The sequence below is a fragment of the Dolichospermum sp. UHCC 0352 genome, from assembly GCF_009711925.1.
Lineage (GTDB): Bacteria > Cyanobacteriota > Cyanobacteriia > Cyanobacteriales > Nostocaceae > Dolichospermum > Dolichospermum lemmermannii.
Genome location: NZ_VIKY01000058.1, coordinates 14,236 through 38,908, shown reverse-complemented (window position 1 = coordinate 38,908; position 24,673 = coordinate 14,236). Strand labels below are relative to the sequence as shown.

The window sequence follows — 24,673 nt, the reverse complement described above, 5'->3', positions numbered from 1 at the left end:
CCTGACTCCTGACTCCTAGCCCTCACGAAAAGACTTTTTCAGCAAGCCCTATATAAATCTCTGCGGATAAATTCCTATCTAAAAATTAGCAGTAATGGGAAAAGTATTTTTTCCGATTATCTATTACCAATTACTAAATTAATCCCATGAAAAATGACTTCCCTGAATCAAAAAAAACCTCAACCCCAGAAATGCAATTTTCTGAAAAGTTAACTTTTCGGGATTATCTTATTGCTACAGAACAGAAAGCTAATAAACCTTTACCGATTTGGCGATTAATTGCCCCTTTATTGGTTCAAGTAGGTTTAATTTTGGCTGTACCTTCTCAAGCCATGTATACAGACATGACTGGTAAGACGGTAATTTTGCAAACTGTAGCTATAAATCCTAATGATGTTGTCCGAGGTTCTTCATTGAACTTGGATTATAATATTTCTCGTCCCGAAACTTTGAGAAGATTACCAGGTTGGAATAATTGGTTGCGAAGAAATTCCCGCAGAGGTAGACAAATTTCCCAAGGAAGTACCTTATATCTAATTTTGCAAGAACGACAATCTTTTGATAGGAATGAACTCCAATCTTGGAAACCTATCCGAGTAAGTAGTAATCGCCCTGTTGATTTATCTAATAATCAGGTAGCTTTAAAAGGTAATTATCAAAACGGTTTAATTAATTATGGGTTGGAAAACTATTTCATTCCTGAAGAACAAAGACAACAGATTAATGAAGATATTTCACAAGTTCAGGAAAACAGAAATGGTAGACAACAACCAATTTTAGTGAGGGTAAAAGTAGATCCTCAAGGTAATGCTATTCCTACGGGTTTATCCATAAGAGATGCGAATGGTGAACGTGGCTATCGCAATTATCGTTTTCAATAGGATTAATCTGTCAGAATCATGATTTACAAGATTTAAGGATTTACAGGATGATAGAAAAAATTCCCAAATTTTATCAACCCAACAACAATCAAAAATCCTGATTCTGACATTTTCACTCTTTTTATTGAGAGAGTGAATTGACACTCCCCGGTCTAAAGACACTGGGATTCCTGGTTCAACGAGGCCACTTAAACCAGAATCCTGGCGTTATCTAGTCCAAAAGAATATAATCGGCTTTTTTCGCCTTTCCCCGGCGTGTTTGATTCCCTTGAACATAAATCCAACCATCAGTAAAATATACCTGTTCTCGGACTTGCTTGGTGATATCCCACCTTGAACGCACCAAAGCAGGTAAAATATATTTTGTACAAATATCCTGTTCTGAAAGTTCGCGTTTATCAGTTATCTGTCATTAAAAAAGATAAACTTTCTCAGATCAGACAAGATTGCTATATATGATCAAGTAGAATAAGATGTTTGTCTGTTGTCAAAAATTGCTGCTATATATGTCCAAAACTTACACCGTAGAAATTAACCACCAAGGTACAACATATACTCTGCAAGTTCCTGAAGATGAAACTATTCTCAACGCCGCCTCAGCTACTGGTTTAGACCTACCAACTTCTTGCGGCGCTGGTGTTTGTACAACTTGTGCGGCTTTGGTTACAGAAGGAACTGTAGAGCAAGCAGATGGTATGGGTGTAAGTCCAGATTTGCAAAAACAAGGCTATGCACTACTTTGTGTTGCTAAACCTCTTTCTGATTTAAAAATTGAAACAGAAAAAGAAGACATCGTTTATCAAGCACAATTTGGGAAAGGGTAGTACCGCAGGGCGGAATTAAAAATTAACAATTAAAAATTAAAAAAGCAGATTGTATAAGCTTTTCATGAATTTTTAATGGTTAGTTGACTTACGCCGTTGTGTACTAGGTAAATAATTGATAATTACCAATCCCTAAAAAGTTTCTGTATTCTCAAAATCACAAATACAAAGGATTTAGAATCATGACAACTCACTTTATTACCGCCGAAATCGAATTACAAGAAACCCCCACAGAATTGGAAAAAGCCATTACAGCCGAATTACAAAAACAAGGTGAACCCCTGCGTTGGTCTATTACCGCTGTTAACGAAGAACAACAAATCGCAACAGTAGAAGCCGTAGTTACCGCTTAAATTTCTTCTTTGCGTCTTTGCTCCTTAGCGTCTTTGCGCGAAACAAAAACCTGTGATACCCATTCAAAAACCATACACCGTAATTTTAATTATACCCACCGGCATTGGGGCAGCGATTGGCGGTTATGCTGGTGATGCCTTACCAGTAGCTAGAGTTATATCACAGGTATGCGATCGCTTGATTACTCACCCCAATGTCATGAACGGTGCAAGTTTATACTGGAATATTCCCAACGCTTTCTATGTCGAAGGATATGGTTTAGATAAATTTGCGGCTGGAGAATGGGGCTTACGTCCTGTCCGTAGTAACAGAGTCGGGTTACTTTTAGACCAGGCTATTGAACCGGAATTAATGCTGCGACACTTGCAGGTAGCCGACGCAGCCAGAGCAACCTTAGGATTAAATATTACAAATCATGTGATTACTGACGCACCGCTCAACGTAGAATTACGAACTTCTTCATCAGGTGCAAGTTGGGGAACAATTGGGAATCCTGATAGTTTATTACGGGCTGCCGAGAAATTAATTATAGCAGAAAAAGCCGAAGCGATCGCAGTTGTTGCCCGGTTCCCGGAAGATATGGACGAAACCGCAGTCCAAAACTATCGTCAAGGTCAAGGAGTAGACCCTCTAGCCGGTGCAGAAGCCGTCATTAGTCATTTATTAGTTCGTACCTTTAAAATTCCTTGCGCCCATGCTCCCGCCCTTTCTCCCGCCCCTGCGTCCCCCAATTTATCCCCTCGTGCAGCGGCTGAAGAACTAGGCTATACTTTCTTACCTTGTGTTTTAGTTGGTTTGAGTAACGCCCCGCAATTTATCATTAATACAAAAAATTACAATTCTTTGTCCACTGATATCTGGGCAAATCAAGTTGATGCTTTAATTGTTCCCGCCACCGCTTGTGGAAATAGTGCTTTATTGAGTGTAAGTCATAAACAATGTCAAATAATTACAGTCGCAGAAAATAAAACTTTGATCCAAGTTCCTGCTTCTATGTTAAAAATTCAAACCTTACAGGTAAACTCATATTTGGAAGCAGTAGGCGTATTAGTCGCTCATAAAGCAGGTATCAATCCTTCCTCATTAACAATTAACAATTAACAATTACTAACCACCAATTACCAATTACCAATTATTTTTCTAAAATCCTGTGATTGAACAAAAAAATCAAGAACCAGAAATCCCCTACTTAACACGCACCCAAGTCTTAGTAGCAATGGGTGTAACCGCAATTATTCTCTGGATAGTTGCTAAATTATGGTTACGTTGGGGCGATATCATCCTTTTTAAATGGTACTGGCGCGAACAAGATTTATTATTAGGAATTAGTTTAGGTGTAATTATTACCATATTAAGTGGTTTAGCTTATCGCCTTTCCCCTCCCTATCGCAAAAGCGCCGATTATTATCTAGAAATGGTTCTTAAACCTCTAGCTTTACCAGATTTAATCTGGTTAGGATTACTTCCCGGTTTAAGTGAAGAATTATTATTTCGGGGTGTCATGCTACCCGCTTTAGGTGGAGATCATACCGCTGTGATCGTATCAAGTCTTTGTTTTGGAGTTTTGCACCTTAGCGGTCCCCAACAATGGCCTTATGTAATTTGGGCAACTATTATTGGTATAATCCTTGGTTATAGTGCCTTATTAAGTGGCAACTTGTTATTACCAATAGTTGCTCATATTGTGACAAATTGGCTATCTAGCTATTTATGGAAAATCCAAAAACTTTAGATATGGCTGGTAGCAGCCAATTCCTCCCCAGATTTTTGTCAAACGAGTCAATCCCATAAAAAATCTCTACATGATAGCTGCTTTGATTTTTAAGGATTGTCGAGCTTTTAGCAATAGGCAAAATTAGGAAACCAATGACCAATGACTAATCACCAAATAGAACGAAAGGCACGGAAGCCACTTGGCAATAGATGCGTGGAGGAAGTGCCAACGGCGAATTTATTCGCCGTGACATGATAGAATTAATTAGCAAGTAGGAATAACCATCAACGCCAAGAAGTGTTTTATTAAGGAGAAACCCCTGATTTATCTCGTCTCGGCATAGCCGTAGCCTGGGTAAACAAGCAATGGTAAATCATGGAGCGTTTAACATTAAAAATTGATGGACTCACAAAAGCAGCAAAAAAAAATCAAAAGTAAGCGCAATTGCAATACCTGTCGTACTGGTAGTTGCCTTGAGCGTCTAGGAGGATAATTGACTATCCTTTTTAAGCAGGTTTTAAAGAATCTGCGTGTCTTTAGACCGCAGAGTGTCAACAACTGCCCCAATAAAGTTAAGATTCTAGTATCTGTCAATGAAAATTTTTTAAGCTATATAGTAAGCGGCAACGGTAAACACATTATGTATGATGTCCTAGATTCCCACGCAGTCCTGGAAGTATTGCGACCAGTAGAAGATCCAGAACTTCGCAAAAGTCTGGTAGAACTGAATATGATTCGCAACGTCAAGATTGACGGTGGCAAGGTTAGTTTCACTTTGGTGTTAACCACTCCCGCTTGTCCTTTACGGGAATTTATTGTTGAAGACTGTAAAAAAGCTGTTAAAAAACTCCCTGATGTCACAGATGTAATTATAGAAGTAACAGCAGAAACACCCCAGCAAAAAAGCTTACCAGACCGGAATGGCGTACCTGGGGTGAAAAATATTATTGCTGTTTCTAGCGGTAAAGGTGGCGTTGGTAAGAGTACAGTGGCTGTAAATATTGCCGTGGCTTTAGCGCAAACTGGGGCAAAGGTCGGTTTATTAGATGCAGATATTTATGGACCAAATGATCCCACAATGTTGGGTTTGAGTGATTCCGAAATTAATGTCCGTTCTACAGAAGCAGGAGACATCCTCGAACCGGCTTTTAATCATGGTGTCAAGCTGGTTTCAATGGGCTTTTTGATTGATCGAGATCAGCCAGTAATTTGGCGCGGTCCCATGCTGAATGGTGTGATTCGTCAGTTTCTCTATCAAGTCGAATGGGGAGAACTGGACTATTTAATTGTGGATATGCCCCCTGGGACTGGAGATGCTCAATTAACTTTAACCCAAGCTGTCCCCATGGCAGGAGTAGTCATTGTCACCACACCACAAACTGTAGCTTTGTTGGACTCCCGAAAGGGGTTGCGGATGTTCCAGCAGTTAAATGTCCCAGTTTTGGGAATTGTGGAAAATATGAGCTATTTTATTCCCCCAGATCAACCAGATAAGCAATATGACATTTTTGGTTCTGGTGGTGGTTCCAAAACAGCCGCAGAATTGGGAGTTCCTCTGTTAGGATGTGTACCATTAGAAATTTCTACCCGGATTGGCGGTGATACTGGTGTGCCGATAGTAATTGGTGAACCCAACTCAGCCGCAGCCAAAGCCCTAACAGCGATCGCTCTCACTGTAGCAGGTAAAGTATCAGTTAATGCTTTGACATAAGATCAGGAGTCAGGAGTCAGGAGTCAGGAGTCAGGAGTCAGGAGTCAGGAGTTTAGAAGAAGGAAGAAGGAAGAAGGAAGAAGGAAGAAGGAAGAAGGAAGAAGGAAGAAAATTTTCCCCTACTTCCTCTACTTCCCCTACTCCCCCTACTCCCCCTACTCCCCCTACTTCCTCTACTCCCCCTACTTCCTCTACTCCCCCTACTCCCCCTAACTCCCTCTGCCCCCTGCCTTCTGCCCAACATCCTCCTCACACAATGTTATTAAAACCTTCGTTCCCTAAAATGCGTTGGCAATCTTGGCTTCAGCCCTGGCAACAAATAGATGGGCTACTATTTTTTCTCCCCGTTGCTGTTAGTATGTTCGGGGGGCTAATGATTCTGAGTACAGAACTGAAGCAACCTGTAACTGACTGGTGGTGGCACTGGTTGACAGCCGCTATTGGGACAATAATCGCCTTATTTTTAGCTCGTTGCCGCTATGAAACCCTCATGGAGTGGCATTGGTTTATCTATGGGCTGACCAACTTTAGTTTAATCGCTGTCATGCTCGCTGGTACTAGTGCCAAAGGCGCACAGCGTTGGATTAGTATTGCGGGTTTTAATGTTCAACCCTCAGAATTTGCCAAATTAGGATTAATTATTACCTTAGCAGCTTTGTTACATAGGCGAACTGCTTCTACTCTAGAGAGTGTTTTCCGTGTCTTGGCAATTACGGTTGTACCTTGGGCATTGGTATTTTTACAACCAGACTTGGCAACATCGCTGGTATTTGGGGCAATATTTTTAGGAATGTTGTACTGGGCAAATGCCAACCCCGGCTGGTTAATACTCATGGTTTCCCCGGTAATGGCAGCAATATTATTTAGTATATCTTGGCCATTATCAACGCCCATAATGTTATCTAAAGACATATCATTAAGCATATTAGGTTTAGTATGGGCAGTAGTGATGGCACTAGTTGGTTGGTTTAGTCTGCCTTGGAAGCGGTTTGGTATTGCTGCTATTGCTTCATTCTGTCTAAATATGCTCGGTGGCGAATTAGGCCTTTTTGCCTGGAATCATGTATTAAAGGAGTACCAAAAAAACCGACTTAGTGTATTTATCAACCCTGAGCATGATCCTCTTGGTGCTGGTTATCACCTGATTCAATCTCGCATTGCTATTGGCGCTGGTGAAGTTTGGGGCTGGGGTTTGTTTAAAGGTCCCATGACTCAACTGAATTTTGTTCCGGAACAGCACACAGATTTTATTTTCTCGGCTGTTGCTGAAGAATTTGGTCTTGTGGGTTGTTTACTTTTATTATCCGTCTTTTTCTTGATTTGCTTCCGCTTGCTTCATGTAGCTCAAACCGCCAAAGATAACTTTGGTTCACTTTTGGCTATTGGTGTTTTGTCTATGATTGTGTTTCAACTAATTGTGAATGTTGGTATGACAGTTGGTTTAGCACCTGTGGCGGGAATTCCCTTACCGTGGATGAGTTATGGACGTTCGGCAATGCTGACTAACTTTATTGCCATCGGTATAGTAGAATCTGTAGCTAATTATCGTCAACGCCAAAAGTATTATTAAAGAGGAGTCACCGAGTCAGGAGTTCAAGAAGCAGGAGAAAGAATAGAATTACCAATCACCAATTACCAATTACCAATTAAGCTAGAAATAAGAAACCAATAAGGGTAAATATGATGATCCTACCTGGAGCAACTGTTCGCGTCAAAAATCCTGCTGATACATATTATCGGTCAGAAGGACTTGTCCAACGAGTTAGTGATGGTAAAGTAGCTGTACTGTTTGAAGGTGGTAATTGGGATAAAATAATTACTTTCCGTCTTACAGAATTAGAACCCGTGGAAACTACAATCCAGAAAAAAGGGAAATAGTAATTTAGTTATTAGTCAGTGGTTATTAGTTTTTCACTAAGACTATTGACTAATCGCACCTTCAGAAAATATGTTTATTCATTTTTAATTTTTAATTGATAATTTTTAATTGCTTATGCGTCTACCTTTACCACAGTTTGCTATTGACAATCGCCATTCCCATCACTTTGCAGAGATAATTGAAACCACAACTACAGAATTTTTGGCTCAATGTTTAGAACCAGAAGACTTGAGTTTTCCACCAATGCCACCTTTTGGAAGTTGGGTTTGTGCTGTAGATGAAGAATCAGGTAATCAAGTTTATGCCGTAGTTTATCATGCCACAACGATGCCTATTGATTCTGTACATCGGGCAGTTGCACTAGGATTATCTTTAGAAGCTTTGCGTGAGGAACAACCCCAAATATTTTCCATGCTCAAAACTGAATTTCGAGCAGCGATTGTGGGATTTAAAGAAAAATCTCTAAATAGTAATAACAGCAAAATGTATCAATATTTGCCACCTCGTCCGCCACAAATTCACCAAGCTGTTAATCATTGTCAAGCAGAAGAAATTATTCAGTTTACAGAAGAACTAGATTTTTTACGAACATTACTTTTTATTAGTGGTGCGCCTGTAGATTCTTTGGCCGCAGCCGCTATTCGGGGAATATATCAGTTACGAAAAACTGACCGAGAATGGTTGATTAAAGCTGGAAGACATCTGAGTATGTTACTCAAAGATGATTATGATCGGTTGCGGTTTATTTTGAGTCAAATTCATCCATAAACTTTGAAGTTTGCTGTATTTCGTCTGAGTGATTCGAGACAACTGGGATTTTAATAATAAACTCAGAACCTTCTCCAGGAGTAGATATACAATAAAGTTCACCACCATGTTTTTCAACTACGATTTGGTAGCTAATTGATAATCCTAATCCTAATCCTGTTCCTTTGCCTACAGCTTTGGTAGTAAAAAATGGGTCAAATAATCGTTTTTGGACTTCTTCTGAAATGCCTGAACCATTATCGGCAATGCGAACAATAACATAATTATCATTAGTTATTTCTGTGCGAATCCGAATTTGCAAATTTTTACGGGTTTTTAGAATTAAATTATCACTTTCAGAAAGAGCATCAATAGCATTGGCAAGAATATTCATAAATACCTGATTCAGTTGCCCTGCATAGCACTTTATTAATGGTAATTTGTCATATTCTTTAATTAATTCAATTTCTAACCGCTCAGGTCTAGCTTTTAAACTATGTTTGAGAATTATTAATGTATTCTCTATACCTTCATGGATATCAACAAATTTAATTTCTGCTTGATCTAATCGGGAAAAATTACGTAAAGATAAGACAATTTCATTTACTCTTGTAGCACCAACTTTCATGGAAGATAGTAATTTTGGTAAGTCTTCCAGAATAAATTCTATTTCAATTCCCTTCTCTTTAGCTTCAGATATTGCGTCAGCATAGGATAATTCTTGTTTATAATTTTCCAGGATGTAGAGTATATTTTGAAAATATTCGATAGCATAATTGAGGTTGCCATAAATAAAATTCATGGGATTATTGATTTCATGGGCAATCCCAGCTACTAATTGTCCCAAGGCAATCATTTTGTCGTTTTGTAATAATCGGCTATAGTTATGCTGAAGATCACGAAAGTCAGCCTTAGCTATTCTGGCTTTTTCTGTTTCTTTTTGCAGGCGATTTAATGTTAAAACATGAATTTGGGAATTGGCTAAAAGTAACTGATGAAAATCTAGCAATCCATATTGATAAGATTGATCTGTAATCACCAGTGGTTCATATACCTGTTTGTGCGATCGCCCTAAAGCTATTTGAGTTGCTTCGACAATTGGGGTATCCTCTGGATAGATAAATGTTTTAGGTTGTAAAAAATTATAAAGATATTCGACAGGGCGACCGGCAAATAGTCCTAAACCATAGGGACGACTCATTTGTTCAAAAAATAGCCGTCGAGAAATCATGCCTACATATTTTTTTTCTTTAGTCAAGATAATCCCTGGCAGCAAAGGATCTTCTTCAAAAAGCATTGCTAATTCATTACCTGGATGATTTGTTTCAATTTGAATTGTCCAAACTGGTAATTCCTGTAAAGTTGATTCTAATTTGAGATTTAGCTGATCCACATTCTGAATACTATGCATAGCCAGCATTTTTTTGTCCTTAACCTCAAGTTAATATTGGTTCGTGTCTCTGGCATTATTGCTAAGACTCCGGCAAATGTTACTTTTTTTAGGCTTAATTTTCTCAGTTTAATTGGGAATTGGGGTAATTTTCAATTGCAATATGACGGTTATCTGGTGGGGATAAGCATTAAGAGTGGGTAATTTTCAATGTAAAATATGACAGTTGTATTAGATGCTGTGAATGTGATTGAGCGTTATACCCTGCCCGAAATGGGCAATTTGTGGAGTGAAACCTATAAGCTGAAAACCTGGCTAGATGTAGAGATCGCGGTTTGCGAAGCACAGGCAGAACTGGGTTATATTCCAGCAGCAGCAGTAGAAGAAATTAAGGCTAAGGCGAATTTTGACCCGCAGCGGGTGTTAGAAATTGAGGCAGAAGTCCATCATGATGTCATTGCTTTTTTGACAAATGTTAATGAATATGTAGGTGATGCAGGACGCTATATTCACTTAGGTTTAACTAGTTCTGATGTCTTGGATACTGCTTTATCACTACAATTAGTTGCTAGTCTGGATTTGTTGTTAAAACGCCTAGAAGATGTAATTGATGCCATTCGTAAGAAAGCCACAACACATCGGCATACGTTAATGATTGGGCGATCGCATGGTATTCACGCTGAACCGATTACCTTTGGCTTTAAGTTAGCTGGTTGGTTAGCGGAAGTATTACGACACCAAGAACGGCTACAAATTCTCAAGAAAACCATCGCTGTTGGCAAAATATCCGGTGCGGTAGGAACTTACGCTAACATTGAACCACGTGTAGAAGCGATTGCCTGTGCAAAACTCGGACTGAAACCCGATACTGCTTCCACTCAGGTAATTTCCCGCGATATTCATGCAGACTTTGTGCAACAGTTAGCATTACTCGCTGCATCCATAGAACGCTTTGCTGTAGAAATTCGCAACTTGCAAAAAACAGACGTTTTAGAAGTTGAAGAATTTTTTGCTAAAGGGCAAAAAGGCTCTAGTGCTATGCCTCACAAGCGTAATCCCATCCGTTCCGAACGGTTAACAGGGATGGCGCGACTGGTGAGAAGTCATGCAGGGGCAGTATTAGAAAACGTCGCTTTGTGGCACGAACGGGATATTTCCCACAGTTCTGTAGAACGAGTAATTTTACCAGATGCTTGTATTCTGACTCATTTCATGCTGCATGAAATCACCAACTTGGTAAATAACTTGTTGGTTTATCCTGAAAACATGGCCCGAAATCTCAACTGTTATGGGGGAGTAGTCTTTAGTCAAAGGGTATTACTAACCTTAATAGACAAAGGACTTAACCGCGAAGAAGCATACTCCATAGTCCAAGAAAGCGCCCACACTGCTTGGAATAAACCAGAAGGCAACTTCCGTGATTTAATCAGCAAAGATCCTCGCGTCACTCAAAACTTGTCACCCGCAGAGATAGAAGCCTGTTTTGATCCACAACATCATCTCAAGCATTTAGAACAAGTTTATCAACGACTGGGTATTTAGAACTAGGATTGGTAATTGTCAATTGGTAATTGGTATCAATTGTCAATTCCCTCTGACCACTGACTCCTTCCGTGTCGCAAAGTGAAGAATAAATATATGGCTGATTACTATACTCAAAATTTGACACTCCCCTGGCTAAAGCCGAGGGGATTCTACATTCATCGTCAAAACTTGGCTTTTCCAGGCTTGCACCAAGTAGAGTAGTGGCTTCAACTCCTGTAGCGTTACTTTGGGGATGCCCTCCCCTAGCTTTTGCAAGATTTAAAATATTAATTGCTGCATTTGTATCTCTGTGAAGATACGATCCACAACTACAATTATGAGTGCGAGTTGATAGAGATTTTTTGACAATTACGCCACAACTAGAACACTTTTGAGAAGTATAGTGTGGAGTAACAGCTATAGCAATCTTGTCAAATTTAACAGCAAAATATTCAATCCATTGTCGGAACAAATACCAACTAGCATCACTAATTGATTTTGCTAAACAATGATTTTTTACCATATTTGAAACCCTTAAATCTTCGTAGGCGACTAAATCGTTAGATTTGACTACGCAACGCGCTATTCTCTTAGCGTGTTCTATACGTTGCCTACTTACTTTTAAGTGCTTTTTGGCATAAAGTTTTCTAGCTTTTTTTCTGCAACTAGAACCTTTATGCTTTTTGTAAATCCGTCTTTGAGAATGTTTGATTGATTTTTCAGCCTTTCTCAAAAACTTAGGGTTAGGTTCATGATGTCCGTTAGAGTCAGTGTAAAACGACTCAATACCAACATCTAATCCGATTTCATTACCCGTTTTCGGTTGAATATCTACAACATCAATGCCGATACAAACCTGAGCATAATATCCATCTGCACGACGGATTAAGCGCACTCGTTTAATGTCTTTAAGTTCGTAGGATTGAATATCCCATTTGCCTAATAATTTGAGTTCACCAATCTCTTTCTTGTCGGTAAAAGTGATGCGTCGCTTTGTTTTATGTAGCTTCCACCCTGATGTTTTATATTCAACGGAACGGCAATCTTTTTGAAAACGGGGGAATCCCTTTTTACCAGACTTTTTAGATTTACAGTTGTCGTAAAACCTTGATATAGCAAACCATCCTCTTTCTGCGGCTGATTGCACAGCCATTGAGTTTAACTCAGCAGTAAAAGGAAATTCTATCCGTTGTTCAGTAGAGTATTTATTCAGGGCAAACTTATCAACTTTTAGTTCACGTGGTGCATCCATCCAATACCTAATCGCTTTATTGCGAACGAATTGAGTAGTCCGAATTGCATCATCTATCGCGTTATATTGATGCTGTTTACCCTTGACTTTATACTCTAGAACTATCATTGCTTTATTTGTTTACGACCTATTAATATAGTAACATAGATAGGAAACAAATAGGAGACAAGATGAAGACTGAATATATAAGAATTAGAACGACACCGCGCAGATTCCATAAACTAAAGTTATTAGCCGAACAAAAAGAATATTCTGTAACTAGACTAATAGAAGATTGGATAGACAGTCTGCCAGATCCAGTGTCAATGCAGGATAAATCCTGCAACTAGCCTTCATCCCTTGTCTGAAGCACAGATGTGGCTTCCTGAGTCAGCCACATCTTCAAGGGTTTTCGGCATTTTCTTTATAAAGCACCTTTGCTAATTTGGTAAAGTCGGGGATATACCCATGATTGAAATTCTCGCTATATTATCTGCTGGTGCTGCTGCTGGGATGAGAATAGGTGTACCTTTACTAATTATTGGTATCCTCCAAGGGGAGGAACTCTGGTCGCAGATGCCAGTCCTATCACGCATTTCTCCCCATGTTTTAATCGGACTACTCACCAGTTGGTCTTTATTTGAACTATTCGCTTCCAAAAAACTCATTGGCCAGAGAATAGTCCAGCAAGTTCATTTATTTTTGTCTCCCTTGGTAGGAGCTTTAATGGGCTTGTCTGTTGCTTCAGCGATAACCGCACCAAGTTGGTTAGTTGCTTTGATTGGTGGTTTATTAGCTTTGGTATTGCAGCTAGTTTTATTAGGCTGGTTTTATCGCTTGCGTGGATTGCCAATATGGGCAGTGTTTATGCAAGATGCCCTGTGTGTTACACTTGTATTTCTTGCTGTGGATGCTCCTTTTCAAGGAGGATTAATTGCTTTAATCCTCCTCTGGCTGGCTGTTCTTAGTGGAAAATACTGGTACGACTGGTCTAAAGGTAAAAATTGATAATTGACAATTACCAAAAAAGGGAACAGGGAACAGGGAACAGGGAACAGGGAACAGATAAGAAACACTCATTTGCACCAGTTTAGAGCTTCTGTCAAAAAAAAGATGTTTTTAAAAGATGCGTAAGCACAAAAAAAACAGTGTCATTATTTCAATCTCATGTTTAACTCAAACATGAGTTTTTCCTGTTAGAAAGTTGCCCGTTCCCTGTTCCCTCTGAACAATTATGAAGATTAATGTAAAAGCCCGACCACGTGCAGTAATCCTTTACCAGTAACTAACTCAATAATTAGCCCGATAAATCCTAGCATGGCTATCCGACCATTCCAGACTTCGGCACTGGTGGTTATTCCCCATGCCCAACGTTCTTGGGGATACATTTTTACCCTTTTTTTCATTTGGGTGACTTGAGAGAGTTTCAGGTCAGGTTGTTTGAGAGCATCAATGATCAAGTCGGATAGGGCTTTAATAAATACCGGATTGGTGTTGGGCGCAGGGACACGTCCGAAGTTGTGTATTCCTGCTTCTTCCGCTATTTCTCGATATTCAATGTCAATTTCTTGTAGGGTTTCGATGTGTTCGGAAACAAAACTAATGGGGACAACTATTAAATCTTTCACACCTTTTACACCGAGTTCGTTCAGTGCATCTTCTGTATAAGGTTTTAGCCATTCAACAGGACCAACACGACTTTGATAAGCTAGGGTGTGGGGATTGGGACGGTTGAGGGTTTGCATAATTAAGTCGGTGCATTCCTCAATTTCTTGCTGGTAGGGGTCGCCGGCTTCCTCTACATAGCTTTTAGGTACACCATGGGCGCTAAAGAAGATATGCACGTCCTGAGGACGGGGAAATTTCTCCAGTTCGCCAACTATAAGTTCTGCCATTGCTTGCAGATAACCTGGTTCTTTGTACCAAGAGTCAATAACGGTATACTCAAGACTTTGGAGTTTGGGGTTTTCCTTCCATAGTTGTTCTAATAACCGGAAACTAGAACCGCTGGTGCTGATGGAAAATTGGGGGTAAAGCGGGAGAATTACCAATTTATCAAGGTTATCTTGAGTAATTTGGGCGATCGCTTCTTCTGTGTAAGGATGCCAATAACGCATTCCCACGTAGATATTAACTTCTTGTCCTAATTCACCTAACTGAGCTTTAATGGCTGCTCCTTGCTCTTCTGTAATCCGTCGCAATGGAGAACCGCCGCCGATTTGCTGATAATTTATTTGAGATGTTTTTTCTCTACGCGTAGCAATAAACCAAGCTAGAGGTTTTTGCATCCAGCGAAACGGTAAGCGGATAATTTCTGGATCAGAAAACAGATTATACAAAAACGGTCCGACATCTTCTGGTTTGTCGGGACCACCGAGATTAAGTAATAATACCCCTATACGACCCATAGCAGTTACTTTCCCCCAATCCTTACAGATTTTTCACTAATGTTAACAATATATCTTTATTAAATATAAAGCTTTATCGGCAGGAAAAAAACAATGGCCACAATTTTTAGAGATTTAAGTTACAGATACCAATGGCTGTATGATGGCATCTCCCGGTTAGCGGCTGTGACTGTGGGTGGTGAACCCCGGTTTCGTCAACTGGCTTTACAAAATTTAAAACTGCAATCTGATACTCAAATTTTAGATTTATGCTGTGGTAGTGGTCAAGTAACCAGATTTTTAGTGAATTTTTCGGAAAATGTCACTGGCTTGGATGCTTCCCCATTATCTATCCAGCGAGCGCAGAAAAATGTCCCAAATGCCACTTACATAAAAGCATTTGCTGAAAATATGCCTTTTGCTGATAATTTATTTGATGTGGTACATACTAGCGCGGCTTTACACGAAATGCAATCTGAACAACTGCAAAAAATCATTAAAGAGGTTTATCGGGTGTTAAAACCGGGAGGAGTTTTCACTTTGGTAGATTTTCACTCTCCCACAAATCCGATATTTTGGCCGGGATTGGCGGTATTTTTCTGGTTGTTTGAAACCCAGACGGCTTGGGAATTGTTGAAAACGGATTTACCTGGTTTGTTAAGAGATTATGGTTTTGATGTGGGAAAACCTACTTTATATGCTGGTGGAAGTTTGCAGGTGATTCAGGGCAGGAAGATGATTTGAGTTTCTTGTGCTAATTCATAAGTTTAAATTATTGGTTTGCTATTTTTAAATAAGTTTTTTCAAAAAAATTTTTTATTTTGAGGGTGTGGGGCGGGCTAAATGTGCTAATATAGTTATATTATTACAATGGAATGTAAGCAAAATTTTTATTTAGGCACGCATTCCCATTATCAGAATATCACGCCGAGAAAATAAAGTCAATAGGTTTTGACCCCAAAAAAAGAAATTTTTTTTATTTTTTTGAACATTGAGAACATCAGTACCAATATTCAGTTGAAAAAATCATACCACAAATACACTCTGCCATAGCAATCGCCTAGACTTGCTCTTCTTGAAAATCTGTTAATCTAGCTGTATCAAGAATTAGTAAAAGAGTAAAGAATAGGACATCAAATCTTCAGACATCTATTGACATTTTCCGACAATAGGTTCATAATATTAAATATATATGAGAGTTTTGTAGTTAATTTAAAGTCAATAAATATTTTGAGTAACTGTAATGGTTCCGAATAGACTTGAATGGCTACAAAGAAAATAAACCTTTCCTTAGAAAACTTGGTAGTTCTAGAGAAAATTTGGGTATTGAACTCGTTGATAGACAATCAAGAGCCTTAGAATTACGTTCTAAGGCAATGTGGGATACCACCTTCACTAACTCAGTTGGTGATGTTATACTAGATATTCACGATATCTCAGATGTCGGGGAATGTCTCGGTTAAAAGTATCAGTCAATGGAAATTAGTAACTTATTCAAAGCCGGTGGCGTAGTTATGTGGCCACTGCTATTTTTTTCGGTTTTAGGAATCACTCTCATTCTGGAACGGATTACGTTTTGGATAGGAATTAGTGGCCGTCAGAATCGCGTAGTCAAGCAGGTGTTAAGTTTTTATCGTCAAGGTAATGTAGTTACCTCTCTAGATATACTACACAAAAATGCTGATTTACCAATTGCGCGAATTTTTCTAGCGGCTTTAGAATTGGAAGAACCCAACCCAGAGGAATTCCGCTTGGCTTTAGAAAGTGAGGCTCAGGCGGAAATCCCGTTATTAAAAAGGTTTCAAAATATTTTTGATACAATTATTGGTTTAGCTCCCTTGCTGGGATTATTAGGGACCGTTTTGGGTTTAATTGGCTCTTTTGCATCATTAAATATTGGTGATGTCGGTAGTACAAAAACCGCTGGTGTCACTTCTGGGATTAGTGAAGCCTTAGTATCCACAGCATCGGGATTAGTTGTAGCTATTATTACCTTGTTTTTTGCGAATAGCTTTCGGGGAATGTATTTACGACAAATTGCCTGGATTCAAGAATATGGTGGGCAATTAGAATTAGTTTATCGTCACCAGTATGAAAGAGGGGATAAATCATAATGCGTCTACCAGATGAACCGGATATTCCAGCCCAGATTAATATTGTGCCGATGATTGATGTCATCTTTGCTATTTTGACATTTTTTATTATGTCCACTTTATTTTTACATCGTTCCGAAGGGTTGCCAGTTAATTTACCTAAAGCTGGGACAGCCAAAGCCCAATCATCAGCCGCACCAATTACCGTTACTGTAGATTCAGCAGGGAATGTGAGTTTAAATCGCCAGCCAGTAACTTTGGAAACTTTACCAGTAAAGGTACAGGAATTAATGGGCAAAAATACGGAAGTGATAGTGATTATTAATGCTGATCAAAGTGCTACTCATGGTCAAGTCGTGGTAGTGATGGATCGGGTGCGGCAGGTAAAAGGAGCAAGATTAGCAATTGCCACACAAGCACCTTAACAGGTTAGTGATCAGAGTAGCAACTGTGTGGGGTTCTTTTTAGGAACTACGGTCAGAAACGGTAAGTTCTACCGAGATTGTCTGTGGAGCGGGCAAACAAGATTGGAAGTCATTCTAAGACCGCGATGAAGCAGGAAATAAACACTAAGATTATCGCTGTCCAGATGTGTCTAGACTTTGGTAATTTTGGGTAAGTTTTATAGAACGGAATCTCATTCTTTAATGACAATTATTCATCACCTGATTTGCGTTTTAATTGTTTAAAGAATTGATATATTTCTGGCAAGCGATTATAAATTACTGCCGCCTTGATGTACACTTTGTGCGGCATTGCTGGAGTACCTGAGACAATTTCCCCCGGTGCGACATTGCCGTGAATACCAGTTTGAGCAGAGGCGATCGCCCCATCCCCGATTTTAGCTTGATTGGCAATTCCCACTTGTCCAGCTAAAATTACCCGATTTCCTAGTCTTACCCCTCCAGCCATGCCTGCTTGACCTGCTATGGCACAACCAGCCCCAATTTGACTACCATGTCCTATCTGGACTAAATTATCAATTTTAGTATCTTTGCCCACCCTGGTTTCCCCCACAGCGGGACGGTCTATGGCTGTATGACAACCTACTTCTACCCTATCTTCTAAAACTGTATAGCCTGATTGTTCCATTTTAAACCAACCGGTGCGGGTAGGCACAAAGCCAAATCCCTCTGCACCAATGACAGCACCGCTATGAATAACGCAATCTGCACCGATTTGGCTGCGTTCGTGGATGGTACAATTAGCGTGTAAGGTAGTGCGATCGCCTATTTTGACTTCTGGATAAATGACAACATTGGGATGAATAATGGCATAATTGCCAATTTCCACAGCTTCAGAAATGACAACATGAGCGCCAATATAAACATCATCACCAATTTTGGCGGTGGGGTGAATGACCGCGCTGGGGTGAATTTCGGGACTAGGACGGTAGGGTTGATAAAAAAGAGTGACCGCTTTGGCAAACAACAGTTTTGGTTCTTTCGTTGTTAACCAAGCAATCCCCTTTTCTGTGGCTTGATTCTGCAATTTTTCATCTGGGGGTAAAATTACAGCGCTCGCATTGGTAGAATTGAGCAATGAAGCAAATTTAGAGCCTTCTATATAGCTGAGAGTTCCAGATGTCGCTTCGTCTATGGCTGCAACTCCAGTAATTTCTACATCAGTTTCAAGGCTACTTTGGGTAATATAATCACTAAGCTGGTTGAGAATTTCACTAAATTTCATATTGATTTGCTAACACGATTTATAGATTTTTGTTTCGCGCCCAGACGCAAAGGAGCAAAGGCGCAAAGGAAGAAATTAGTTATCTTCTGTTGATTTTGTCATGGATTGACCGGCTAAGTAGGCTGTTGTCCAAGCACTTTGGAAGTTAAAGCCACCTGTGACACCATCAATATCTAATATCTCACCTGCAAAATGCAAGCCGCGGACTATTTTACTTTCCATTGTTTTGAAGTTGACTTCTTTGAGGTTGACTCCTCCACAGGTGACAAATTCTTCTTTAAATGCGCCTTTACCTGTAATTAGGTGTTCTCCTTGGGAGATTTCTAGGACTAGTTGATTTAGGGTTTTGTTGGATATGGTTGCCCAACGTTCTTCTGTGGGAATATGGGTACGATTGATAATATATTGCCAAAGCCGATGTGGTAAGTCTACACCACGATGGAGGGCGATCGCTTTTTGTCCCCATTCAGCTTTGACTGTTAAAAGTTTTTGTCTCACTTCCTCTTGGGATAAATCTGGCAACCAATTAATCAATAATTTATGTTGATAGCGGTTTTCATTGAGAATTCTCGCCCCCCAAGCCGAAAGTTTCAATACTGCTGGACCACTCACACCCCAATGGGTAATTAACAATGGGCCTGTTTGTTGGAATGGGGTTTTTCCAGTCCCAGGTAAGCGCAGATTTACAGAATTAACACTAATTCCTGCTAATTCCCGCAGTTGAGGATCTGCAATATTAAAGGTGAACAAAGAAGGTACAGGGGGTTGGATGTCATGACCTAATTCTCTAGCGATTTTATAACCTGCTAAACTGCTACCTGTAGCCAAAAGTAAGCAATCGCATTCTTTCGTTTCTCCCGATTTGAGCAGAATTTCAAACCCGGCATTTTTGCGAGTGACAGCGGTAACAGGTGTGCCAATACAAAGTTCTATTTTGGCATCAAAAGTCGCCTTAATTAAACATTCAGCAATGGTTTCTGCACGATCTGTAATTGGGAACATCCGTCCGTCAGCTTCCGTTTTTATATTCACCCCATGTTCCGTAAACCAAGCTATGGTGTCTAGAGGTTGAAACCGGGTAAATGCACCCAACAGGGCTTTACCACCTCTAGGATAATTCTGAACTAAAATTTTGGGTTCAAAACAAGCATGGGTGACATTACAACGTCCTCCACCGGAAATGAGAACTTTCGCCAAAGGTTGACGACTAGCTTCGATTAAAGTAACCTGGGCTTGAGGATTAGCTTCAGCACAAGCGATCGCACCAAAGAATCCCGCCGCCCCACCACCAATAACTACAATTTGCAAGGGTAACAACTTCAAAAATTTTTTAATATTTCAGATTTCAGATCCCCGACTTCTTCAAGAAGTCGGGTATCTATCGGATCTATCCTATCTCCATATTACTCTTCATATAACTCAAATTCAGTTTTTTCAGCACCGCACACTGGGCATACCCAATTATCTGGAATATCCTCAAAAGCCGTTCCTGGTTCTATACCACCATCAGGATCACCTATTTCTGGGTCATAGACATAATCACAAACGGTACATATATAGTTTTGCATCTTTTTTACCTCTGATCAATGACTTGTCAGTTTTTTTGATGTAATAATTATTGATTATGAAACTAAAAACGCCACCATCTCCTTGAGCAATAACTGAAGATTGCTAAAGCTATAGCCCCAAAGAACAGTAGAGTAATTAAACCACCAGGAAGGAAGGTGATAATACCCAAACCTCTCAGTACAAATAAGGAGACACTCATCCCCAAAAGAATCCCAAAACCCTGGATGAATTTGCCATTTAAAGAAGATTGACTCACGGTGTTTTTCTCTTAACTCCAATTTACTCTCTTGAAAATGAACTTGAGACTAATTATCTGCGAAAACTCCATAAATTGAACTGTAATTAGAATTAAGTGAGTTAAACTCAATGAAATCATCAAGGTTAATCACTTAAAAAGTTACCAAAATCACTATATCTGCATTATATTATGTCAACCTCAAATCTTAAAAATGTCGCTTACGCCAAGCTACCTCTATTAGATACCCTTTGGAATCAAGATCAGCAAAGATTACTCATTCAGGGAGAAGTCTTCACAGAAATTCGCTCTCATACTAACTGGGGCGGTGCTGTTACCGCTTGTATGTATGTACCACTAGTTAGATCCCATGTCTGGCAACAAATTACAGATTACCCCCGTTGGGTACAATATTTTCCCGATGTTACTAAAAGCGAAGTTATATCCAGAGGTGATGTTAAGCGTCTGTATCAAGCAGCACAAAAAGCTTTTTTATTTTTTACAGCCCAAGTAGAAATTTATCTGACTGTGGTGGAAGTATTAGGACAGCAAATCCACTTTCAGATGGAAAAAGGCTCATTTACAGATTTTCACGCCAAGTTAGAACTTAAAGATATGGGTAATGGTACTCTCTTAGCTTATACGGTACAAGCCACTCCCAATATTCCCATTCCCTCAATTTTTATTGAACAGGCAATGAATTTGGAGTTACCAGCAAATCTATGTAAAATGCGACAGGTGCTTTGTAATCATCAATAATAGCAATGTCAGAGGTAACAACTATTTTGGATTTTTGGTTTGGTCATCCTAATGACCCAAACTACGGGAAAATTCAACCATTTTGGTTTGAAAAACAACCGGATTTCGATGCTAAAGTCCGCGACCTTTTTCTGGAAGATTACCAACAAGCGGTAGCCGGATATTTACATGATTGGATGAATTCACCAGAAACCTGTCTAGCTTTAATTCTGTTACTAGATCAATTTCCCCGAAATATGTTTCGTGATACCCCACAAGCCTTTGCAACGGACTGGGAAGCACTGTCATTAGCGCAACACGCCACAAACAAAGGCTATGATAGAAAATTATTGGCTGTGCAACGCTGGTTCATATATTTACCCTTTGAACACAGTGAAGACCCAATTGATCAACGCAAGTGCATTAAGCTATTTCAACAACTTAGTCATGATCCCTATAGTGCAAAAGCGATTGAATCAGCTTTTCGACACAAGGAAATAATTGCCCGATTTGGTCGTTTTCCCCATCGTAACGCCATTTTAGGACGGATTTCTACTCCAGAAGAAGAGGAATTTTTGGAAGAACCTGGTTCTTCATTTTAAGTTGGGGATTGGGTTATTTTCCCCCGCACTCTATGTGGGTTTGAAACTGTTAATTCTCTGTGAGTATGTGTTTCCGTAGCATACAGTAGCCTCCTAGGAAATTTTTCTTTACATATCTGCCAGTAAACGTTTTAATTTGTCCAGTCACAAAGCATTAAGTCAGGGGGTTATTTCCACAACTCCCTTTTTTAGTGCGCTGCTTTCTCTAAATCGTGCTTAATTTTACTAAAAATCTTTTAATCTACGTCTTTAGATGGATGACATGGGTTTGATAAACTTTTAAAATCACTTGGGTTTTGTGTTATTGAATACACTGGATTGTAGTCTAGTTATTCTAGCTACCATTTTTTGTATTTTTGTATCAAAAATTGACAAACAACCCTATTTTTGTGGTATTTTCACCACAAATCAATGTATTACTGTTTATCTATCTCAATCTCAATATTATTTGGCTCTACCTCTTCTTATGCTAAAAAATTAGCAACAAGTATGACTCTTAGATTTTGGCTAACAACTGTCTGTAGTACAATAGTATCCGTTACTACTTTGTATTTTGGTCTAAATTATTCAAAATTTTGCTTTAAGCAAATGCGCTATCTAAGTGACAAAGAAAAAATTCAGATGGCATTCAATTATCAAAATAACAGAGAACGTATCCCAATAGAAACCGTAGATAAAGGAACTCAGTATTATAGGCAAATTAGGTACGATAATTTTGAGGAATTTATCCAAAAAAATCCGAATTGCTGCCAAGTAAATCCTGGGGGAGGATATGACCTTCCACCGGCTAATTTTTTAGATCGCATCACTGGATATAATTCTGGTGATGCCATAGTTCTTAATTTTGAAGTCCGTTATCTGGATGATAAAGGTAATCAAAAATCAAAAATAATTAAGTTTGAAAATGCACCACAAAATTGTGGTGCAGTCCGATGGTAAAACTTAAAATTAATAATGGAGGGTCATCATGGCAAATTTAACACCAGCAGAAATTACCAATTGGTATTTGTATGGAATTAAATCAACTCCTAGTAATCTTGTTGATGATAAACTGATTCGTCCTGCAACACTACCTGTGCCAACTTCAGTTAAAGTAGACAAAAATGATTTTATGAAAAGTGTTGGCAGGTTTGCAGTAGGAGCGCAGTTTGAGCTTGTAAAAAAATTTTTCGATCCGGGTTTTTTATGATTGCTTGCCCGTGAAATTGCCAGTGATGTCCAAACCACTAACCCCACAGACGGACTCTCTGTTACCAGTTTCTCTGTATTATCTGCCGATGCTACAGGCTCTCCAATCATCGTTCCAGTCGAAATTTTCAGTGTTCTTATTGGGAATGATCCATCAGCAGCGGCCGATTTTACAAAACTTGCCAATGCAACCGGTGGCAAAAACTTTCAGGCGGCGGATGCTTCACAAGTGGTTTCTGTCTTAATTGATGCTCTCAAACAATCTGCTCAAGCCCCCATTGCCATTGCAGACACCACTAACACCACCTCGTCAACTTCTGTTGAAATTAACGTATTAAGCAACGACAGTGATCCTAATGATGACTCTCTAACGATTACTAAAATCAACAATAGCGATATCTCCTTGGGCGATAAGGTGACTTTATCATCAGGAGCTATTGTTAGCCTCACTGACGCAGGAACTCTTGCTTATGATCCTAATGGACAGTTTGATTTGTTAGCACCCGAAGCAACAGATTTTGATACTTTTGAATATACTGTTGGTGACGGTAATGGGAATTTCGACACCGCAACAGTAACCGTTGACATCACTGGATCTTTACAACGTACCCTTAGCCTCGGCAAAATTGCTGATGACATCTTTACAATTTCTGGTAACACACCAAAACTTCAAGTCAACCTCGCAGGACGTAATTCTAATCTAGTCAATGAACTGGGTGTATTTACAGTTGACGATGCCCAAGGGAAAATAAATGGCATTGCTCCAGGGGAAACAGGTTATACCCAAGCAGTTTTGAACAAATCAAAAGTGATTTTCTCAACTATTGCTAATGTCCCCAATGGATTTGATATCAACAACCTCACAAGCCTAATAGAATTTGAATCTGGCAATAACCTGAGATTCTTATTAGTTAAAAATGGTACAATTTATAGCGTCCAAAATGGAATTACCCCCACTTCAGATATACTTTTCTGTGACATCTCCCGCCAAAAAATTACCGACTTAGGTACTGATGGTTTCTCCTTAGCTTGGAAAGATGGATCTAATAATAATACTGACTTCAAAGATTTGGTAGTTAATATTAAATCCACCGACGACTCATTACCTTTGGGTACAAATCTACAAGGAAAGCAACAAGGAGAAGTTCTTGATTTAAGAGGTATAACCAACAATGTAAAAGCTGATTTTACTGTGAATAGAGAAGCAGCTTTTAATAACTTCGTCGGCTTTTATAAAGTAGCAGATGAAAATGGTGGTATTGATGTTGATGGTAATGGTACTGTTGATTTTCGTCCTGGTGACTCAGGTTATGCTCAAGCAGCCATCAAAAATCGTGTTACGGGAATTGACCTCAGAGTTAATAACCAAGGAACTGGGACTTTTACAGATAAAACATTGACAGGAGGAAGTATTTTTGCGCCGTTTATCCTTACTGATGGTCGGACAGTAGATCAAGTTCTAAATGGACAAGTTGACCAAGCTTACTTTGCCTATTTAGGAGCTAATAGTGATAAGGTAGATCACATTCGTTTGTTAGGAAATAACGTCTTTGGTTTTGAAGATTTAGCAGGTGGGGGAGATAAGGATTACAATGATATTATTGTCAAAGTAAACTTGAGTGTCGTTTAGCGGGTAGGGGTAAAGCAAGAGCTTAATGGTGTCAACTTAACGTAAAACCCATATCCCGACTGGGAATTCATTCCCAGTCTAATAGCAAAAGTCATCTAAAGATGACTAAATAACCCAAAAATTTTTGAGTAAACTTTAGTTTACTTTGGCTATTAGCCCGGAAATTCATTTCTGGGCGGGTGTGGAAGCAAACAGATAAGCCATTTTTAACTTAAGTTGACACCTATTAGCAGTGCTAAACCCCTACGTTTGTACTACAGGTTGGGATATTTTCTTCATTAGAAGTT

Annotated in this window: 25 protein-coding genes and 2 pseudogenes; 20 read left to right on the top strand and 7 right to left on the bottom strand. The window is 39.3% G+C overall.

The features are described from left to right. Nucleotides 1-146: 146 nt before the first annotated feature. Nucleotides 147-881 (top strand): GDYXXLXY domain-containing protein, encoded by a 735-nt coding sequence (locus FJR06_RS04195; protein ID WP_015081187.1) that lies wholly within the window; start codon nt 147-149, stop codon nt 879-881. A gap of 220 nt (nt 882-1,101) precedes the next feature. On the opposite strand, the pseudogene FJR06_RS24860 reads toward FJR06_RS04195, so the two are convergent. Then, nucleotides 1,102-1,287 (bottom strand): annotated as a pseudogene (locus FJR06_RS24860) (hypothetical protein); the annotation flags it as partial. 100 nt (nt 1,288-1,387) lie between these two features. On the opposite strand from FJR06_RS24860, the gene FJR06_RS04190 reads away from it, so the two are divergent. From FJR06_RS04190 to FJR06_RS04150, 8 genes are all read left to right on the top strand, one after another. Continuing rightward, on the top strand, nt 1,388-1,705 hold the full coding sequence (locus FJR06_RS04190; RefSeq protein WP_041458113.1) for a 2Fe-2S iron-sulfur cluster-binding protein: 318 nt from the start codon (nt 1,388-1,390) through the stop codon (nt 1,703-1,705). Between the two features lie 182 nt (nt 1,706-1,887). Next, a complete protein-coding gene (locus FJR06_RS04185; RefSeq protein WP_015081185.1) occupies nt 1,888-2,058 on the top strand; it encodes a hypothetical protein in 171 nt (56 codons plus the stop codon). A 61-nt stretch (nt 2,059-2,119) separates the two neighbouring features. Then, entirely contained in the window at nt 2,120-3,160 is a 1,041-nt protein-coding gene (locus tag FJR06_RS04180; protein WP_168650886.1) for a DUF3326 domain-containing protein, read from the top strand. Between the two features lie 49 nt (nt 3,161-3,209). Next, on the top strand, nt 3,210-3,791 hold the full coding sequence (locus FJR06_RS04175) for a CPBP family intramembrane glutamic endopeptidase (RefSeq protein ID WP_168650876.1): 582 nt from the start codon (nt 3,210-3,212) through the stop codon (nt 3,789-3,791). A 622-nt stretch (nt 3,792-4,413) separates the two neighbouring features. Further along, nucleotides 4,414-5,484, top strand: a complete 1,071-nt coding sequence (locus FJR06_RS04170; RefSeq protein ID WP_015081182.1) for an Mrp/NBP35 family ATP-binding protein — start codon at nt 4,414-4,416, stop codon at nt 5,482-5,484. 256 nt (nt 5,485-5,740) lie between these two features. Beyond that, on the top strand, nt 5,741-7,054 hold the full coding sequence (gene rodA / locus FJR06_RS04160; RefSeq protein WP_015081181.1) for a rod shape-determining protein RodA: 1,314 nt from the start codon (nt 5,741-5,743) through the stop codon (nt 7,052-7,054). 113 nt (nt 7,055-7,167) lie between these two features. Next, a complete protein-coding gene (locus FJR06_RS04155; protein ID WP_015081180.1) occupies nt 7,168-7,362 on the top strand; it encodes an NAD(P)H dehydrogenase subunit NdhS in 195 nt (64 codons plus the stop codon). 115 nt (nt 7,363-7,477) lie between these two features. Continuing rightward, nucleotides 7,478-8,131 carry a hypothetical protein gene (locus FJR06_RS04150; RefSeq protein WP_015081179.1) on the top strand — a complete coding sequence of 218 codons (654 nt, stop codon included), beginning with the start codon at nt 7,478-7,480 and terminating at the stop codon, nt 8,129-8,131. Here FJR06_RS04150 and FJR06_RS04145 read toward each other — a convergent pair. After that, nucleotides 8,106-9,530 carry a sensor histidine kinase gene (locus tag FJR06_RS04145; RefSeq protein ID WP_168650874.1) on the bottom strand — a complete coding sequence of 475 codons (1,425 nt, stop codon included), beginning with the start codon at nt 9,528-9,530 and terminating at the stop codon, nt 8,106-8,108. The genes FJR06_RS04150 and FJR06_RS04145 overlap by 26 nt on opposite strands. 216 nt (nt 9,531-9,746) lie before the next feature. Between FJR06_RS04145 and purB the strand changes: the two genes are divergently transcribed. Then, complete coding sequence (purB, locus tag FJR06_RS04140; RefSeq protein WP_041458503.1) at nt 9,747-11,042, top strand: adenylosuccinate lyase; 1,296 nt, start codon at nt 9,747-9,749, stop codon at nt 11,040-11,042. 181 nt (nt 11,043-11,223) lie between these two features. Here the strand turns inward: purB and FJR06_RS04135 are convergent. After that, nucleotides 11,224-12,384, bottom strand: a pseudogene (locus FJR06_RS04135) (RNA-guided endonuclease InsQ/TnpB family protein); the annotation flags it as partial. A 339-nt stretch (nt 12,385-12,723) separates the two neighbouring features. Here FJR06_RS04135 and FJR06_RS04130 point away from each other — a divergent pair. Further along, on the top strand, nt 12,724-13,263 hold the full coding sequence (locus FJR06_RS04130; protein ID WP_168650872.1) for a DUF4126 domain-containing protein: 540 nt from the start codon (nt 12,724-12,726) through the stop codon (nt 13,261-13,263). Between the two features lie 233 nt (nt 13,264-13,496). Here the strand turns inward: FJR06_RS04130 and hemH are convergent, their stop codons facing one another. Continuing rightward, the gene (gene hemH / locus FJR06_RS04125; protein ID WP_148762713.1) at nt 13,497-14,663 is read right to left on the bottom strand and encodes a ferrochelatase; all 1,167 of its coding nucleotides are present in this window, start codon (nt 14,661-14,663) and stop codon (nt 13,497-13,499) included. A gap of 93 nt (nt 14,664-14,756) precedes the next feature. Between hemH and FJR06_RS04120 the strand changes: the two genes are divergently transcribed. The 4 genes from FJR06_RS04120 to FJR06_RS04105 all read left to right on the top strand — a co-directional run bounded on the left by FJR06_RS04120 (nt 14,757) and on the right by FJR06_RS04105 (nt 17,160). Beyond that, entirely contained in the window at nt 14,757-15,386 is a 630-nt protein-coding gene (locus FJR06_RS04120; protein WP_168633825.1) for a class I SAM-dependent methyltransferase, read from the top strand. 515 nt (nt 15,387-15,901) lie between these two features. Further along, entirely contained in the window at nt 15,902-16,105 is a 204-nt protein-coding gene (locus FJR06_RS04115; RefSeq protein ID WP_168633826.1) for a hypothetical protein, read from the top strand. A 12-nt stretch (nt 16,106-16,117) separates the two neighbouring features. Next, entirely contained in the window at nt 16,118-16,756 is a 639-nt protein-coding gene (locus tag FJR06_RS04110; protein ID WP_015081172.1) for a MotA/TolQ/ExbB proton channel family protein, read from the top strand. Further along, on the top strand, nt 16,756-17,160 hold the full coding sequence (locus FJR06_RS04105) for a biopolymer transporter ExbD (protein WP_168650870.1): 405 nt from the start codon (nt 16,756-16,758) through the stop codon (nt 17,158-17,160). The genes FJR06_RS04110 and FJR06_RS04105 overlap by 1 nt, the downstream gene beginning before the upstream one ends. A 229-nt stretch (nt 17,161-17,389) precedes the next feature. On the opposite strand, the gene lpxD is transcribed toward FJR06_RS04105, so the two are convergent. The 3 genes from lpxD to rd form a co-directional block, all read right to left on the bottom strand. Further along, entirely contained in the window at nt 17,390-18,424 is a 1,035-nt protein-coding gene (lpxD, locus tag FJR06_RS04100; RefSeq protein ID WP_168633828.1) for a UDP-3-O-(3-hydroxymyristoyl)glucosamine N-acyltransferase, read from the bottom strand. Between the two features lie 75 nt (nt 18,425-18,499). Further along, complete coding sequence (locus FJR06_RS04095; RefSeq protein WP_168650882.1) at nt 18,500-19,741, bottom strand: NAD(P)/FAD-dependent oxidoreductase; 1,242 nt, start codon at nt 19,739-19,741, stop codon at nt 18,500-18,502. Between the two features lie 86 nt (nt 19,742-19,827). Further along, nucleotides 19,828-19,992, bottom strand: a complete 165-nt coding sequence (gene rd, locus FJR06_RS04090) for a rubredoxin (RefSeq protein WP_015081168.1) — start codon at nt 19,990-19,992, stop codon at nt 19,828-19,830. A 428-nt stretch (nt 19,993-20,420) separates the two neighbouring features. Between rd and FJR06_RS04080 the strand changes: the two genes are divergently transcribed. The 5 genes from FJR06_RS04080 (at nt 20,421) to FJR06_RS04060 (ending at nt 24,386) form a co-directional block, all read left to right on the top strand. Next, nucleotides 20,421-20,987 carry an SRPBCC family protein gene (locus FJR06_RS04080; protein WP_015081166.1) on the top strand — a complete coding sequence of 189 codons (567 nt, stop codon included), beginning with the start codon at nt 20,421-20,423 and terminating at the stop codon, nt 20,985-20,987. Nucleotides 20,988-20,992: 5 nt separating this feature from the next. Continuing rightward, nucleotides 20,993-21,568, top strand: coding sequence for a DUF924 family protein (locus tag FJR06_RS04075; RefSeq protein WP_015081165.1), 576 nt, complete (start codon nt 20,993-20,995; stop codon nt 21,566-21,568). A gap of 621 nt (nt 21,569-22,189) precedes the next feature. Then, nucleotides 22,190-22,507, top strand: coding sequence for a hypothetical protein (locus FJR06_RS04070; RefSeq protein ID WP_168633832.1), 318 nt, complete (start codon nt 22,190-22,192; stop codon nt 22,505-22,507). A 28-nt stretch (nt 22,508-22,535) separates the two neighbouring features. Beyond that, a complete protein-coding gene (locus FJR06_RS04065; protein WP_168650868.1) occupies nt 22,536-22,757 on the top strand; it encodes a hypothetical protein in 222 nt (73 codons plus the stop codon). Continuing rightward, nucleotides 22,758-24,386 (top strand): DUF4114 domain-containing protein, encoded by a 1,629-nt coding sequence (locus FJR06_RS04060; RefSeq protein ID WP_254434388.1) that lies wholly within the window; start codon nt 22,758-22,760, stop codon nt 24,384-24,386. Nucleotides 24,387-24,673: the final 287 nt, after the last annotated feature.

Excerpts from the sequence above, each read along its gene's own strand:
- FJR06_RS04195 (WP_015081187.1), top strand. The coding sequence starts at position 147 with ATGAAAAATGACTTCCCTGAATCAAAAAAAACCTCAACCCCAGAAATG.
- FJR06_RS04190 (WP_041458113.1), top strand. The coding sequence starts at position 1,388 with ATGTCCAAAACTTACACCGTAGAAATTAACCACCAAGGTACAACATAT.
- FJR06_RS04185 (WP_015081185.1), top strand. The coding sequence starts at position 1,888 with ATGACAACTCACTTTATTACCGCCGAAATCGAATTACAAGAAACCCCC.
- FJR06_RS04170 (WP_015081182.1), top strand. The coding sequence starts at position 4,414 with ATGTATGATGTCCTAGATTCCCACGCAGTCCTGGAAGTATTGCGACCA.
- rodA (WP_015081181.1), top strand. The coding sequence starts at position 5,741 with ATGTTATTAAAACCTTCGTTCCCTAAAATGCGTTGGCAATCTTGGCTT.
- FJR06_RS04155 (WP_015081180.1), top strand. The coding sequence starts at position 7,168 with ATGATCCTACCTGGAGCAACTGTTCGCGTCAAAAATCCTGCTGATACA.
- FJR06_RS04150 (WP_015081179.1), top strand. The coding sequence starts at position 7,478 with ATGCGTCTACCTTTACCACAGTTTGCTATTGACAATCGCCATTCCCAT.
- FJR06_RS04145 (WP_168650874.1), bottom strand. The coding sequence starts at position 9,530 with ATGCTGGCTATGCATAGTATTCAGAATGTGGATCAGCTAAATCTCAAA.
- FJR06_RS04130 (WP_168650872.1), top strand. The coding sequence starts at position 12,724 with ATGATTGAAATTCTCGCTATATTATCTGCTGGTGCTGCTGCTGGGATG.
- hemH (WP_148762713.1), bottom strand. The coding sequence starts at position 14,663 with ATGGGTCGTATAGGGGTATTATTACTTAATCTCGGTGGTCCCGACAAA.
- FJR06_RS04120 (WP_168633825.1), top strand. The coding sequence starts at position 14,757 with ATGGCCACAATTTTTAGAGATTTAAGTTACAGATACCAATGGCTGTAT.
- FJR06_RS04110 (WP_015081172.1), top strand. The coding sequence starts at position 16,118 with ATGGAAATTAGTAACTTATTCAAAGCCGGTGGCGTAGTTATGTGGCCA.
- FJR06_RS04105 (WP_168650870.1), top strand. The coding sequence starts at position 16,756 with ATGCGTCTACCAGATGAACCGGATATTCCAGCCCAGATTAATATTGTG.
- lpxD (WP_168633828.1), bottom strand. The coding sequence starts at position 18,424 with ATGAAATTTAGTGAAATTCTCAACCAGCTTAGTGATTATATTACCCAA.
- rd (WP_015081168.1), bottom strand. The coding sequence starts at position 19,992 with ATGCAAAACTATATATGTACCGTTTGTGATTATGTCTATGACCCAGAA.
- FJR06_RS04080 (WP_015081166.1), top strand. The coding sequence starts at position 20,421 with ATGTCAACCTCAAATCTTAAAAATGTCGCTTACGCCAAGCTACCTCTA.
- FJR06_RS04075 (WP_015081165.1), top strand. The coding sequence starts at position 20,993 with ATGTCAGAGGTAACAACTATTTTGGATTTTTGGTTTGGTCATCCTAAT.
- FJR06_RS04070 (WP_168633832.1), top strand. The coding sequence starts at position 22,190 with ATGGCATTCAATTATCAAAATAACAGAGAACGTATCCCAATAGAAACC.
- FJR06_RS04065 (WP_168650868.1), top strand. The coding sequence starts at position 22,536 with ATGGCAAATTTAACACCAGCAGAAATTACCAATTGGTATTTGTATGGA.